The 13,996-nt window shown below is 68.9% G+C and carries 9 protein-coding genes; 6 read left to right on the plus strand and 3 right to left on the minus strand.

Going from position 1 to position 13,996, the window contains the following annotated elements; all coding sequences use genetic code 11:
- The first annotated feature begins 126 nt into the window (after window positions 1–126).
- Together ACFFXY_RS06340 and ACFFXY_RS06345 are read left to right on the plus strand one after the other, a co-directional pair.
- Window positions 127–1,728, plus strand: coding sequence for an MFS transporter (locus ACFFXY_RS06340; protein WP_382347163.1), 1,602 nt, complete (start codon window positions 127–129; stop codon window positions 1,726–1,728).
- 14 nt (window positions 1,729–1,742) lie between these two features.
- Entirely contained in the window at window positions 1,743–2,399 is a 657-nt protein-coding gene (locus ACFFXY_RS06345; RefSeq protein ID WP_382347165.1) for a TetR/AcrR family transcriptional regulator, read from the plus strand.
- 181 nt (window positions 2,400–2,580) lie between these two features.
- Here the strand turns inward: ACFFXY_RS06345 and ACFFXY_RS06350 are convergent, their stop codons facing one another.
- From ACFFXY_RS06350 to ACFFXY_RS06360, 3 genes are all read right to left on the minus strand, one after another.
- Entirely contained in the window at window positions 2,581–4,341 is a 1,761-nt protein-coding gene (locus ACFFXY_RS06350; RefSeq protein ID WP_382347168.1) for a glycoside hydrolase family 6 protein, read from the minus strand.
- A 410-nt stretch (window positions 4,342–4,751) separates the two neighbouring features.
- Window positions 4,752–6,191 carry a glycoside hydrolase family 6 protein gene (locus tag ACFFXY_RS06355; RefSeq protein ID WP_382347171.1) on the minus strand — a complete coding sequence of 480 codons (1,440 nt, stop codon included), beginning with the start codon at window positions 6,189–6,191 and terminating at the stop codon, window positions 4,752–4,754.
- Between the two features lie 386 nt (window positions 6,192–6,577).
- The gene (locus ACFFXY_RS06360; RefSeq protein WP_091048212.1) at window positions 6,578–6,793 is read right to left on the minus strand and encodes a BldC family transcriptional regulator; all 216 of its coding nucleotides are present in this window, start codon (window positions 6,791–6,793) and stop codon (window positions 6,578–6,580) included.
- Between the two features lie 226 nt (window positions 6,794–7,019).
- Here ACFFXY_RS06360 and ACFFXY_RS06365 point away from each other — a divergent pair, with 226 nt between their 5' ends.
- The 4 genes from ACFFXY_RS06365 (at window position 7,020) to ACFFXY_RS06380 (ending at window position 13,933) form a co-directional block, all read left to right on the plus strand.
- Window positions 7,020–7,493, plus strand: coding sequence for an Lrp/AsnC family transcriptional regulator (locus ACFFXY_RS06365; protein WP_382347174.1), 474 nt, complete (start codon window positions 7,020–7,022; stop codon window positions 7,491–7,493).
- The gene (gene cds1 / locus ACFFXY_RS06370) at window positions 7,480–8,547 is read left to right on the plus strand and encodes an L-cysteine desulfhydrase Cds1 (RefSeq protein ID WP_382347177.1); all 1,068 of its coding nucleotides are present in this window, start codon (window positions 7,480–7,482) and stop codon (window positions 8,545–8,547) included. The genes ACFFXY_RS06365 and cds1 overlap by 14 nt, the downstream gene beginning before the upstream one ends.
- A gap of 172 nt (window positions 8,548–8,719) precedes the next feature.
- Window positions 8,720–9,967 carry an RICIN domain-containing protein gene (locus ACFFXY_RS06375; protein ID WP_382347180.1) on the plus strand — a complete coding sequence of 416 codons (1,248 nt, stop codon included), beginning with the start codon at window positions 8,720–8,722 and terminating at the stop codon, window positions 9,965–9,967.
- A 243-nt stretch (window positions 9,968–10,210) separates the two neighbouring features.
- A complete protein-coding gene (locus ACFFXY_RS06380) occupies window positions 10,211–13,933 on the plus strand; it encodes a rhamnogalacturonan lyase family protein (RefSeq protein WP_382347183.1) in 3,723 nt (1,240 codons plus the stop codon).
- The last annotated feature ends 63 nt before the right edge of the window (window positions 13,934–13,996 follow it).

Below are 13,996 nucleotides of genomic sequence, written 5' to 3' on the forward strand. Positions count from 1 at the left end.
TCCCGCCCGCGGACCGTCATAGACGACACGACACCACCCGCGGTCTCGGCGCCGCGGCGACATCTCCGCACCATCCGGCAGCGCCCTCCGGCGCTGCCCCGGTGCGATCGCAGAAATGGAAACCCTGTGAGCGAAACCCGTTCCGTTCCGGTCCCGGCGGCCGGAACCGACGACGACCACGGCCACCCCCGCAGGTGGGCCATCCTGAGCGTCCTCGTGCTCAGCCTCATCGTGGTCGTCCTCGACAACACCGTCCTCAACGTCGCGATGAAGACCCTCGCCGACCCCGAGAAGGGCGTCGGCGCGACCCAGAGCGACCTCGCGTGGATGATCAACTCGTACACGCTCGTCTTCGCGGGCCTGCTGTTCGCCTCCGGCGTCATCGGCGACCGCATCGGCCGCAAGCGGATGCTCCTGGCCGGCCTCGTCGTCTTCGGCGTCGCCTCCCTGCTCTCCGCCTACGCCTCCACGCCCGACCAGCTCATCTGGTACCGCGCCCTCATGGGCGCCGGCGCCGCGGTCATGATGCCCTCGACGCTGTCGCTCCTGCGCAACGTCTTCTCCGCCAAGGAGTTCCCCAAGGCCCTCGGCATCTGGACCGGCGCGGTCGGCATCGGCGGCGCCATCGGCCCGATCGTCGGCGGCGCGCTCCTCGACCACTTCTGGTGGGGCTCGGTCTTCCTCATCAACGTCCCGATCGTCGTGTTCGGCCTCATCGCCATCACGATCCTCGCGCCCGAGTCCAAGGGCAGCCAGGCCAAGGCCGACTTCGTCGGCATGGCCCTGTCCATGATCGGCCTCGTCAGCCTCACCTACGGCATCATCGAGGCCGGCGACGCCGGGTCCTGGACCGGCGTCGAGGTCTGGGGCACCATCGCCCTCGGCGTCCTCGTCCTGGTCGGCTTCGTCCTCTGGGAGCGGCGCATCCCGCACGCCTCCCTCGACATGAAGCTGTTCAAGAGCACCCGCTTCTCCGCGTCCTCGGCGATCATCACCCTGACGTTCTTCGGGATGATGGGCCTGATGTTCTTCATGACCTTCTACCTCCAGATCCTGAAGGGCTACTCGCCGCTGGAGACCGGCCTGCTGTTCCTGCCGTTCGGCGCCTCCATGCTCGTGTTCGCGCCGCTGTCGAACACCCTCGTCAACAAGTTCGGCGCCAAGACCGTCGGCATCGTCGCGATGCTCCTGGTCATCACCAACTTCACGGTGACCGCGCTCGTCTTCGAGGCCGACACCTCCGTGTGGGTCGTCATCGCGCTGTTCTTCATCACCGGCGCCGGCATGGCCAACCTCATGCCGCCCGCGATGAACACGCTCATGGCCTCGGTCCCGCGCGAGAAGGCCGGCGTCGGCTCCGCCCTCGCCAACACGCTCCGCCAGGTCGGCGGCGCGCTCGGCGTGGCCGTCCTCGGCACGATCATGGCCCAGGTCTACCGGACCCAGATCACCGACGCGGCCCCGCAGCTGCCCGACGCCGCCCGCGAGTCCTACGCGTCCACCTACGGCGCCCTGGAGACCGGGGCGATCCCGGCCGACGCCGCCGCCCAGGTCGCGCAGGCCGCGAACGACTCGTTCATCCACGCGCTCCACACCACCGCGCTCGCCGCGGTCGCCGTGGGCGTGGTCGGCCTCGTCATCATCGCGCTGTTCTTCCCCGGGAAGCGCCGCGCCGAAGGGACCGAGACCCCCGCCGAAGCGGCCGAGCCCGCACTCGTCGAGGTCTGAGGGACAATCGAGTCATGCGACCCGAGCTCCGCGATGCGACCGCCCACCACCGGGCCCCTGCGCCGACGACCCCCGCCAAGGGCCGCCCACGCAGCCAGGCGGTGAGCGAGTCCATCCTGGAAGCGGTGCTGGACCTCATCGCGGAGCACGGGACGGTCACCGACGTGAGCGTCGAGGCCGTCGCGGAGCGCTCGGGCGTCTCGAAGGCCACGATCTACCGGCGCTGGTCCTCCAAGGAGGAGCTCATCGCCGCGGCCTTCGAGAGCGTCAAGGCGCCGATCGCGAGCGACCTGCCGCGCACCTCGCTGCGCGACGACCTCGTGCACATCGGCAACAGCATGCGCCGCACCTACGGTCCCCGGGACCTCAAGGTCATCCGCTGCATGATGACCGTCTTCAAGGACGACCCCGAGTACCGCAAGCACCACGACCGCCTCGTCGAGCAGCGGCGCCAGTTCGTGCGCGACACCTTCGCGCACTGGGCCGGCCGCGGCGAACTCGCCGCGGACCTCGACCTCGAACTCGCGGCCGCCATGTTCACCAGCCCGCTCCTGACGACCTTCGTCTACGGGCAGTACCCGTCCCTCCAGAAGGACGGCACCATCGAGGCGTTCGTCGACCATCTGCTGCGCGGCATCGGCGGCCCGCTCTGCGAGACCCGCAACCCGTAAGGCGCGCAAGCACAATGCGGCCCCGACCGGTCACCGACCGGCCGGGGCCGCACTGCGTCGCACTCAGGTTTGCGACCGGGCCCCGCCGTCCCGCGGGGCCCGGTCTCCGGAAGGAACCGAGGATGTGGTCAGGGGGCCCGGCGATCCGCCTCCCGGAACGCCGGGCCCGGTTGCTGCGCCCTTAGTTCACGGGCGGGTACGCGTTCTCCAGGAGCTCCTGGAACTGCTCCGAGGACCAGTGGCCCGACAGCGGCATGTCGTCACGCGCCCCGGAGGGGTTGTTGCCGTTGCGGATGTTGCCGCCGTAGTCCGGGTCGCACATCTCGTCGAAGCCCTTGCCCTCGTCGTTCGGGATCTCCTCCGACGCGCCGTCGGACTCGCCCGGGGGCTTGATCCAGACGTAGGCGTCGATCCACGGCTCGGGGTCGGCCTGCGGACGCTCACCGAGGCCGGCACCGGCCTGGTTGCACCAGTTGCCCTTCTGGAAGCGCTGGTCGATGCGCGACTCGTCCACGAACGTCACCGGGTTCGTCGAGGTCGAGGTGCCGGTCGGGCGGTAGTCGCCGCCCCAGCCGTTGCGGCTGGTGTCGATCAGCATGCCGATGTCGTCGTTGAACCCGTTCGCGATGAGCTCCTCGCGCATCGCCTCGGTGAAGTCCTTCTCGTTGTTGAAGTCGTTCCAGTCGACCCACGGGAGGTTCGGGTTCTGGTTCAGCGCCTGGCCGCCGACGACCTGGTTCACCGCCCAGTAGGGCTCCTCCAGCGCCGAGTAGTTCGCGGTGTTGGAGATGAAGCCGTGCACGTCGTCCGCGGTCATCCCGTTCTCGCCGATGAGCGAGCCGAACAGCTCGGCCGCGGCGAAGAAGTTGTCGTACTGCGGGTTCGTGTCGCCCCAGCCGATCCAGCCGTGGTGGCCGGCGTCGATGTAGTTGTACGTGTTCGGCAGGGCGCCGAGCTCGGCCGTCGCGTACGAGACGCCGTCGACGTAGTTGCCGTTCGCCTTCATCGTGTCGCAGTTCGCGACCGCGGTCGCACGCGGCGAGACGTTCGTGACGAGGTTCGGCAGCGAGTCGATCTCGATGACGTTGACGATCTTGAGGTCCGCGTACTTCGACTGGCCCATGATGTCGACGATCGGGTCGATGTACTCGCTCTTGTACTCGGCGATCTCACCCGCCGCCAGCTCGCCGTTGGAGGCGAGCGCCGCGCAGTCGCGGCCCGGCAGGTTGTAGATGACGATCTGGATGACGTCCGCGCCCTGCGCGAGCGCCTCGTCCAGGTGGTCCTCCAGGCCCATCGACCCGGTGGTCGGGGAGCTGTTGCCGTAGATCGCGCTGGTGCGGTCGAGCCACACGCCGGTCGGCTCGTCGGCGACCGCGTCGCCGCCGGGCTCGGCCGCGGCCCGCGCGGACCACTGCGGGTTCACGTAGACCTGGGCGCCGGTGTAGGGGTTGTCGACCTTGTCGCCGCCGCCGGGGTTGCCCGGGTCGTCGGTGGTCGGCGGCTCGCTCGTCGGCGGCTGGGTGGTCCCGTTGCAGACGTCGCCGTTGATGGTGAACTGCGCCGGCGTCGTGGAGGAGCCCGAACCGATGAAGCCGAACACCTCCTTGCTCTGGCCGGACGCGATCGAGCCGTTCCAGCCGACGTCCTTACCGGTGAAGGCGGTGCCGCTCTGGGTGTAGCTCACGTTCCACGCGCTGGAGACGGTGGTCCCGGACGGGAAGTTCCACTTGAGCTCCCAGCCGTTGATCGCCTCCTGCGCGGTGATGGTGACGTTGGCCTGGAAACCGGAGCCCCAGCTGCTGACCACCTTGTAGTCGACCTTGCAGCCTTCTTCGGCGAGTGCCTGGTTCGCCGAAGCGAAGGTGAGCCCGGTGGCGGCGAGCGCGGCGACCGCGACGCCGATGATGGCCAATCTCCTTCGTTTCTTAGGTACTTGCATGTTTCGATGTCCTTCGGGGTTGAAGGGCCGCACTCCGGCAGCCAGGAACGGGTGTCCATCGAGGGAAGCGCTCCCAAGATGTGCATTGATAATCTCCGATATATAGATGGGCTGTCAAGAGGTCCGGCTGGATATTTCGCGCATGGGAGCGCTGGAACCACCCGTTTCACGCCCGACCGGCCGCCCGGCAAGCGTTTGAATCAGTGAAAACGCTCCCGCGGAAACGCGAAGGGTAGCTGAGAAAAAGTTCGGCGCGCACGGCGGCGGGGCCGCGCGATGCGCGGCCCCGCCGTCTTCAAGCGGGCGGAGTGCCGGTCCGCCCTGTCCCCGCGCCTAGTTCACGGGCGGGTACGCGTTCTCCAGCAGCTCCTGGCTGTGCTTCCTGGTTCCAGGAGCTGCTGGCGGTCCGATCAATTCACCGGCGGGTAGGCGTTCTCCAGCAGCTCCTGGAACTGCTCGGAGGACCAGTGGCCCGACAGCGGCATCTCGCCGCGCGCGCCGCTGGGGTTGTTGCCGTTGCGGATGTTGCCCTCGTACGCGGGGTCGCACATCTGGTCGAAGCCCTTGCCCTCGTCGTTCGGGATCTCCTCGGAGGCGCCGTCTGACTCCCCCGGGGGCTTGATCCACACGTAGGCGTCGATGCCCGCCTCCGGGCTCGCCTGCGGCCGCTCGCCGAGGCCCGCCCCGGCCTGGTTGCACCAGTTGCCCTTGTTGTAGCGCTGGTCGATGCGCGACTCGTCCACGAAGGTCACCGGGTCGGTCGAGGACGAGGGGCCCGCGGGCCGGTCCGCGCCGCCCCAGCCGTTGCGGCTGGTGTCGATGAGCATGCCGATGTCCGAGTTGAACCCGTTGGACACCAGCTCGTCGCGGAAGGAGGTCGAGAAGTCGATCTCACCGTTGTAGGCGTTCCAGTCGACCCACTTGACGTCGCCGTTCTGGTTGATCGGCTTGCCGCCCACGACCTGGTCCACCTCCCAGTACGGCTCCTCCAGCGGCGAGTAGTTCGCGGTGTTCGTGATGAACCCGTGGACGTCGTCGGCGGTCATCCCGTTCTGCCCGATGAGGGAGCCGAACAGCGCCGCGGAGGCGTGGAAGTTGTCGTACTGCGGGTCGTCGTTGGTCCACCCGATCCAGCCGTGGTGGCCCGAGTCGAGGTAGTTGTAGGTGTTCGGCAGCGCGCCGAGGGTCGCGGCCGCGTACGAGACGCCGTCCTCGTAGTTGCCGTTGGCCTTCATCGTGTCGCAGTTCGCGGTCGCGGTGGCGCGCGGCGAGACGTTGGTGACCAGGTTCGGCAGCGAGTCGATCTCGATCACGTTGACGATCCGCAGGCCCGCGTAGGCCGGGTCCCCCTGGATCTCGGCGATCGCGTCGATGTACTCGGTCTTGTACCGGTCGATCGCGTCCGCGGGCAGCTCGCCGTTGGAGGCGAGCGCCGCGCAGTCGCGGCCCGGCAGGTTGTAGACGACGACCTGGATGACGTCGGCACCCTGCGCCAGGGCCTCGTCGAGGTGGTCGCGCAGCCCCATGGAGCCGGTGGTGGGGGAGTCGTTCCCCTCGATGGCGCTGGTGCGGTCGAGCCACACGCCGGTCGGCTCGTCGGCGACGGCCTCGCCGCCGGGCTCGGCCGCGGCGTTGGCCGACCAGACCGGGTTGACGTAGACCTGCGCGCCCTCGTAGGGGTTGTCGACCTTCGCCTGCTGCGCCTCGACGGGACTCCCCTCGGCGGTGATCTCCTCGGCGCCGGCGGTGGTCACCGCCAGGGCTCCGGCGGTCGCGGCGGCGGCCGCCGCCGCGCCGAGCGCCACGATTCTCCTGCGGCCGCTGTGGTGTCTGCTTCGGTTGAGCGTCATGTGCCTTCCCTTCGCTGGTCGGGGCTGGGGAACGGCTCCGCGTGTACCGGGTGTCCACGGAAGCGCTCCCAACATCACATCGAAGTTTGCCTATGTATCACAGTGATGTCAAGAGGTTCACGACCGGAGAATCCGGAAAAGTCAGATTGGCGGCATAGATGGCGACTCAGGGTATTGATCCGACTTCACAGAGTGGGCAATTGCCCTAAATGGAACAAATCAACTCCGATGTGGATTCATCCGTCCGAATCCGGGCATGCGAAAAGCCGGTCCGCTCGCGCGTCCCCCGTCGTCCCGGAGGACGCGGTGCGCTGCGCTGGACCGGCTTGTGCCAGGCAGGTCTTCTGATTGGCGGCCGCTGCGGCGGCCCGGCGGCGAGTGCCGCGCTAGGACTGGGCGTTCCCCGATTCGAACGTGGCCTGCGCTCCGGCATCCCCTTCGAGCAGGGCCCGGACCTCTGACTCGCGGAACCGACGGTGGCCGCCCGGTGTGCGAATGCTCCCGATCCTGCCCGCCGCGGCCCATCGCGTGACCGTTTTCGGATCCACGCGGAACAGCGAGGCGACTTCGCCGGGTGTGAGTAGGCGGTCCTCGGTCTCCATGATTTCTTCCTCCCCGTGATGAAGACTCACTTCGTGCGTTAAACCCATTACACCACTATTCAGTCAAACCTGCCATGAGTTCTTGGACATACTTTCGGTTGGTAGGTATTGCCTGAACGTACCACGCGTATGTCAACGGCGCTCTGAGCTGTTTCCTTCGCTCTAGGAGTTCCCGGGTATGAGGTAGGCACAGGACCCAAGATGCAACTCCCGTTATCCTCATGGAGTGGACGAGATCGACCGGACCATCGTGAACCTCCTGCGGACCGACGGGCGGACCTCTTACGCCGAACTGGCGCGCAGGGTCGGTCTCACCGCGCCCTCGGTGCAGGACCGCGTCGTGAAACTGGAGCGCAACGGCGTCATCGCAGGCTACAAGGCCGTGATCGACTCCGAGGCGATCGGACTCGGGATCACCGCACTCATAGGCATCATTCCCGACAATTCGGCGGACCACCTGGACATCTGCGAACGCCTCCGCGCCATTCCGCAGATCGAGTCGTGCTATTTCCTCGCCGGGGTCGAGTGCTACCAGCTCAAGGTCCGCGTGCCGAAGATGGCCGACCTCGAACAGCTGATCCATCGGGTCGGCGCGATTCCCGGTGTGGCCCAGACGCGCACGACGATCACGCTCTCCACGAAATGGGAGGACCGGCCCCAGCCGATCCCCGAGGACGGGGACCTCGATGGAGTCGGCTGACCGCACCCGCGACCGCCTCTGGGTCAACTGGGCGATCACCGCCGTCGAGGCCGACGCGAACCGCTCCGCCGACACGCACCTGCTCCCGTTCCCGCTGCCCCCCGAGTGGGGCGTGGACCTGTACCTCAAGGACGAGTCGGCCCACCCGACCGGCTCGCTCAAGCACCGCCTCGCCCGCTCGCTGTTCCTGTACGCCATCTGCAACGGCTGGATCGACGAGGGCACGCCCGTCATCGAGGCGTCCAGCGGCTCCACCGCCGTGAGCGAGGCGTACTTCGCGCGGATGCTCGGCCTGCCGTTCACCGCCGTCATGCCCGAGTCCACCAGCCGCGCCAAGATCTGCCAGATCGAGTTCTACGGCGGCAAGGCCCACCTGGTGCGCGAGGCCTCCGAGGTCTGCGCCGAGGCGGAGCGGCTCGCGGCCGAGACCGGCGGGCACTTCATGGACCAGTTCACGTACGCCGAGCGGGCCACCGACTGGCGCGGGAACAACAACATCGCCGAGTCGGTCTTCGAGCAGATGCGCCTGGAGCGCCACCCGGTCCCGGCCTGGATCGTCGTGGGCGCGGGCACCGGCGGGACCTCGGCCACCATCGGCCGGTACGTGCGCTACCGGCGCCACGAGACGAACCTGTGCGTCGCCGACCCCGAGCACTCGGCGTTCTTCGCCGGCTGGCGCGACCGGGACCCCGAGGCGACCGTGGACCGCGGCTCGCGCATCGAGGGGATCGGGCGCCCGCGCGTGGAGCCTTCGTTCATCCCCGGCCTCGTCGACCGCATGGTCAAAGTGGACGACGCCGAGTCGGTCGCCTGCATGCGCTGGGCCTCCAAGCGCCTCGGCCGCCCCCTCGGCGGCTCCACCGGCACCAACCTCGTCGCCGCCCTCTCACTCATCGCCGAGATGCGCGAGGCCGGGCGCGGCGGCAGCGTCGTCACGCTCCTGTGCGACTCCGGGCAGCGCTACGCCACCAGCTACTTCAGCGACGAGTGGATCGCCGAGCAGGGCATCGACCTCGACGCGGCGGCCGAGCGCCTCGCCCCGATCCTGCCCTGACGGGAAGCCTTGTGTTAGCGCTTACATCGGGTTACGATACCCGGCAAAACAAATCGATACTCATCAGTATGTAGATTCTTCTTGAATCGTTTCAGGCCGGTCCCCGCCTCTCACAGGGGCCGCGGCGCCCGCGGGCGCCGCGGCCCTCGACCTTCGACGCACTGGAGCGCACATGTCCGACCTTCCGAACCCGCTCGGCGCCAAGCTGAGCCGCCGCTCGCTCGGCCTCCTCGCGGGCCTCGGCGCCGGCGCGGCCGCCGGGGGCGTCCTCGGCGCGGGCGCCGCGAGCGCGGCGTTCACCCCCGGGACCTGGTACCACCTCCAGTCCCGCTACTCCGGGCTGGTCCTGGAGATCGCCGGGGCCTCGACCGCCAACGCCGCCAAGCTCGTCCAGGGCAACCGCACCTACGCCGCGAGCCAGCAGTTCCGCTTCGTGGCGGCCGACAGCGGCTACTACCGGATCGAGGTCCGCCACTCGGGGCAGGTCCTCGACGTCTACGGCAAGTCCGCGGCCAACGGCGCCGACGTCATCCAGTACCCCTCCAACGGCCAGACCAACCAGCAGTGGCAGGTCATTGACGACGGCACCTGGCTGCGCTTCGTCAACCGGAACTCCGGCAAGGCCCTCGACGTCTGGGAGTGGAGCATCGCCCTCGGCTCGCGCCTGTCGCAGTACGACTCGGCCGGAGGGATCAACCAGCAGTGGAAGCTCATCCCGGCCGACGCCGCGCCCGCCTCGGGCGTCCCGACGATCTACGTCGCCTCCGACTCCACCGCGCAGACCTACAACTCCTCGGTCTACCCGATGACCGGGTGGGGCCAGAAGCTCGGCGGCTGGATGGACGCGAACACGCGGATCGCCAACCACGCCATCGGCGGGCGCTCCTCGCGCTCGTTCATCGAGCAGGGCCGCCTGGCGGCGATCCTCGACGCGATCCAGCCGGGGGACTACCTGTTCGTCCAGTTTGGCCACAACGACGCGAGCACCGGCAACCCCGAGCGGTACACCTCGCCCGACGACTACAAGATGTACCTGCGGGACCACTACATGGCCGGGGCCACCGCCAAGGGAGCGATCCCGGTCCTGCTCACGCCGGTCAACCGGCTCGACTACAACTCGTCGGGCCAGTTCAACGAGTCGTTCGCGACGTACGCGGCGAAGGTCCGCGAGCTGGTGAGCGAGACCGGGGTGTCCTTCATCGACCTCGGCGCCCGCTCGCGCGCCTACCTCAACGCGATCACCCCCGCGCGGGCCCAGACCCAGGTGTTCATGCACCTCGCGGCCGGGGCCTACCCGGCCTACCCCGACGGGCTCGCCGACTCGACGCACTTCCAGGAGTACGGCGCGAACCAGATGGCGCGCCTGGTGTCCGAGGGCGCGAAGGCCCTGAGCCGCCCGATCGCCGCGCACGTCCGCTAGCGCGCGCACCGGATCGTGCATCCTATTTCCTATAGGATGCACGATCCCGCGGTCCCCGCAAATCACCGCGAGACCGTCGCCGTTTCCAACAGGTATCGACATGTATTGACTTTCGGAGGCGGACTCGGTAGCGTCCCGGAGGTAGCAACCGCTTGCCCCGCAATCTCTCGCGTGATTGAATCGTTTCATTCATGTTTGCCCGGCGAGCGTCCTCCTCTCACTACGGAAGTGAACATGAGGTCCATGACTCCTCGACCCCCCTGGCGCCGCGCCCTCGCGGCCGCCCTGGCCGGGGCGACCGCGCTCGCGGGCGTCCTCTCGGCCGGCGCCCCCGCGCGAGCCCAGGACGACGACGGCATCACCGTCTACCTCGCGTCCGACTCCACCGTCCAGACCTACGACCCCTACTACGAGCCGCAGGCCGGGTGGGGGCAGGTGATCGACCGGTACTTCGACGAGGACGTCACGATCGCGAACCACGCGATCGGCGGCCGCTCCTCCCGGTCCTTCATCGAGCAGGGCCGCCTCGACGCGATCCTCGACGTGATCCAGCCCGGCGACTACCTGTTCGTCCAGTTCGGGCACAACGACGCGACGGTCTCCGTTCCCGAGCGGTACACCTCGCCCGACGACTACAAGATGTACCTGCGTGACTACTACATCGCGGGTGCGATCGAGAAGGGCGCCATCCCCGTCCTCGTGACCCCGGTGTCGCGCCGCAGCTTCGACGCCGCCACCGGCGAGTTCAACGTCTCGTTCCCCGAGTACGTCGCGAAGGTCCACGAGCTGCACGAGGAGACCGGCGTCGCCGTGGTCGACCTCTCGGCCTCCTCGCGCGCCTACCTCAACGAAATCGGCCCCGAAGAGGCCGAGTCGGTGTTCCTCCACGTCCCGGCCGGGGTCTACCCGAACCGGCCCAACGGGACCACCGACGACACCCACTTCCAGGAGTACGGCGCCATCCAGATGGCCCGCCTGGTCGCCGAGGAGACCGCGACGCTCGGGCTCCCGTTGAGCGAGCACGTCGTGGACGTCGCGCCCCCGGACGCCGTCCCGGCCGCCCCCACGGGAGTGGTCGCCGCGACCGTCGCGAACGCGAGCATCACCCTCAACTGGGCCGACCAGGACGACGCCGACGTCTACCGCGTCTACGTGCGCGAGCCCGGCAGTGAATGGCGCCTGGGCACCACGGCCACCGTCGGCGTCGGCCGCGTCTCCGGGCTCGAAGAGGACACCGCGTACGAGTTCGCGGTGGCCGCCGTCAACGGCAGGGGCGAGTCGGCCTACTCGGACGTCCTCGCGGCCACGACCGCGACCGCCGGGTTCAAGTACGACTTCGGCCCCGCGAGCCAGACCGTGGCCCCCGGCTACACCGAGGTCAACCGCGGCACCGTGTACGACGCGACCAAGGGCTACGGCTTCACCACCGACATGACCAGCGCGATCGACCGCGACCGCGGCGTGGCGACCGACCCGCTCGGGTCCGACTTCGTGGCCTGGTTCGGCGGCTCCTACGACTTCGCCGTGGACGTGGCCGACGGCCTGTACACCGCGCGCGTCGTCACCGGCGACTACCTCGGCTCGGCTCGCACGAACCTCAAGTTCGAGGGCGTCGACTACGGGGCGGCGAATGCCGGGTCGAAGTCGATCCTCACCAAGGACTTCGAGGGCATCGTCGTCGAGGACGGCCAGCTCAACGTCAACGTCTCCGGCCAGACCGGGCACCTGAACGGCTTGGAGCTCACCAGGATCGGCGACGTGCCCGGCTCCGGGGGCGAAGGCCCCGACGAGCCGTGCGCCGACTGCGCCGCGCAGATCGAGGACCTCGGCCGCGCGCCGGTCGCCGTGGCCGCCGAGGACGGGAACTACCTGTCCTGGCGAAGCCTCGCGACCGACCCCGAGGGCCTGGCGTTCAACGTCTACCGCGACGGCCGGCTCATCACCGCCGAGCCGACCGGGCTGACGAACCTCACCGACCAGGGCGGCACCGCGAACGCGACCTACTGGATCGCCACTGTGGAGGACGGGGTCGAGACCGGGTACACCGCCGAGTTCGGCGTGTGGGGCGACCAGTACGTGGACGTGGACATGCAGCGCCCCGCGGGCGGCACGACCCCCGACGGCGTCGCGTACGAGTACCGGCCGAACGACGCCACCGTGGCGGACCTCGACGGGGACGGCACGTACGAGCTGATCCAGAAGTGGGACCCGACGAACGCGAAGGACAACTCGCAGTCCGGGTACACCGGGAACGTCTACGTGGACGCGTACACGCTCGACGGTGAACTGCTGTGGCGCATCGACCTCGGCGTGAACATCCGCGCGGGCGCGCACTACACGTTCCTCATGGCCTACGACCTGGACGGCGACGGGAAGGCCGAGGTCGCGCTGAAGACCGCGGACGGCACCGTCGACGGGACGGGCGCCGTGATCGGCGACGCGGACGCGGACTACCGCAACTCCGGCGGGTACGTCCTGTCCGGGCCCGAGTTCCTGACCGTGTTCGACGGCCGGACGGGCGCGGCGGTCCAGTCGGTGGACTTCCAGCCCGACCGCGGCAACGTCACCGACTGGGGCGACGGCTACGGCAACCGCGTCGACCGCATCATGGCCGCCGTGGCCTACCTCGACGGGAGCACGCCGTCGCTGGTGACCACCCGCGGCATCTACACCAAGATGGAGCTCACCGCCTGGGACTGGGACGGCTCGCAGCTGGAGCAGCGCTGGGCGTTCCGCTCGCAGGACTGGGGCGCGCAGTACTCCGGGCAGGGCAACCACAACCTGTCGGTGGCCGACGTGGACGCCGACGGGCGCGACGAGATCGTGTACGGGTCGCTGACGCTCAACGACGACGGCACGATCCTCCAGTCGGCGGGCCTGGGCCACGGCGACGCGCTGCACGTCTCCGACTTCGACCCGTCCCGCGAGGGCCTGGAGGTCTTCAGCCCCTTCGAGTCCATGAGCGCCTCGGGCAACCGCGCCGCGGCCTTCCGCGACGCCGAGACCGGGGAGGTCCTGTGGGACGTCCCGGGCGTGCGCGACACCGGCCGCGGCACCTGCGGCGACATCGACCCCGCCTACCCGGGGGCCGAGTGCTGGGCCGTGTCCGCCACGGGCGCATGGAACTCGCGCGAGGGGGAGCTGCGCGCCGCCGACGGGACGCTCATCGGGACGACCATCCCGTCAGCGAACTCGATGGTCTGGTGGGACGGCGACCTGGGCCGCGAGATCTTCGACCATGAGTTCGACGAGCCCTCGTACACGCCGGTGTACCCGTACATCGCCGAATGGGACCCCGAGACGGGCGCGCAGGAGGAGATCTTCACTCCCGAAGGGGTGCAGACGAACAACGGGACCAAGGGCAACGCGGTCCTCACCGGCGACCTGTTCGGCGACTGGCGCGAGGAGGTCGTGCTCCGCAAGGAGTCGAACGACGGGGTGCGGATCTTCACCACGACGATCCCGACCGAGTACGCGATCCCGACGCTCATGCAGGACCCGCAGTACCGCCTCGGCGTCGCCTGGCAGAACATCTCGTACAACCAGCCGCCGTGGCCGAGCTTCTTCATCGGCTTCGGCATGGAGGAGCCGCAGTGGCGCCCGATCGCCGCTGAGTCCACCCGCGACGCCGCCGCCGCGCCGTACGCGGCGGGCTCGTGCGAGGTGGACTACCGGGTCGCGGCCGACTGGGGCTCCGGCTTCGTCGTCCAGATCAAGGTCACCAACACCGGTGACACCGCGATCGACGAGTGGGACCTGCGCTGGAGGTCCGGCGGGGTGGAGACGGTCGAATACGACTGGGGCGGCGAGATCGCGATCGACGGGGACGCCATGGCCGCCGACCCGGCGTTCTGGAACTTCCCGCTCAAGCCCGGCCACACGAAGCAGATCGGCTTCCAGGGCACCGGCGACCCGGACGACCCGGGGATGTTCCTGATGAACGGCCAGGTCTGCGCCGCCACCTGAATCCGATATCCTATAGGATATATCCTATAGGGAACGACGGCCCGGGCGTTCGCGTCCGGGCCG

The organism is Glycomyces mayteni (assembly GCF_042428885.1).
Lineage (GTDB): Bacteria > Actinomycetota > Actinomycetes > Mycobacteriales > Micromonosporaceae > Glycomyces > Glycomyces mayteni.

Excerpts from the sequence above, each read along its gene's own strand:
- ACFFXY_RS06345 (WP_382347165.1), top strand. The coding sequence starts at position 1,743 with ATGCGACCCGAGCTCCGCGATGCGACCGCCCACCACCGGGCCCCTGCG.
- ACFFXY_RS06350 (WP_382347168.1), bottom strand. The coding sequence starts at position 4,341 with ATGCAAGTACCTAAGAAACGAAGGAGATTGGCCATCATCGGCGTCGCG.
- ACFFXY_RS06355 (WP_382347171.1), bottom strand. The coding sequence starts at position 6,191 with ATGACGCTCAACCGAAGCAGACACCACAGCGGCCGCAGGAGAATCGTG.
- ACFFXY_RS06360 (WP_091048212.1), bottom strand. The coding sequence starts at position 6,793 with ATGGAGACCGAGGACCGCCTACTCACACCCGGCGAAGTCGCCTCGCTG.
- cds1 (WP_382347177.1), top strand. The coding sequence starts at position 7,480 with ATGGAGTCGGCTGACCGCACCCGCGACCGCCTCTGGGTCAACTGGGCG.
- ACFFXY_RS06375 (WP_382347180.1), top strand. The coding sequence starts at position 8,720 with ATGTCCGACCTTCCGAACCCGCTCGGCGCCAAGCTGAGCCGCCGCTCG.
- ACFFXY_RS06380 (WP_382347183.1), top strand. The coding sequence starts at position 10,211 with ATGACTCCTCGACCCCCCTGGCGCCGCGCCCTCGCGGCCGCCCTGGCC.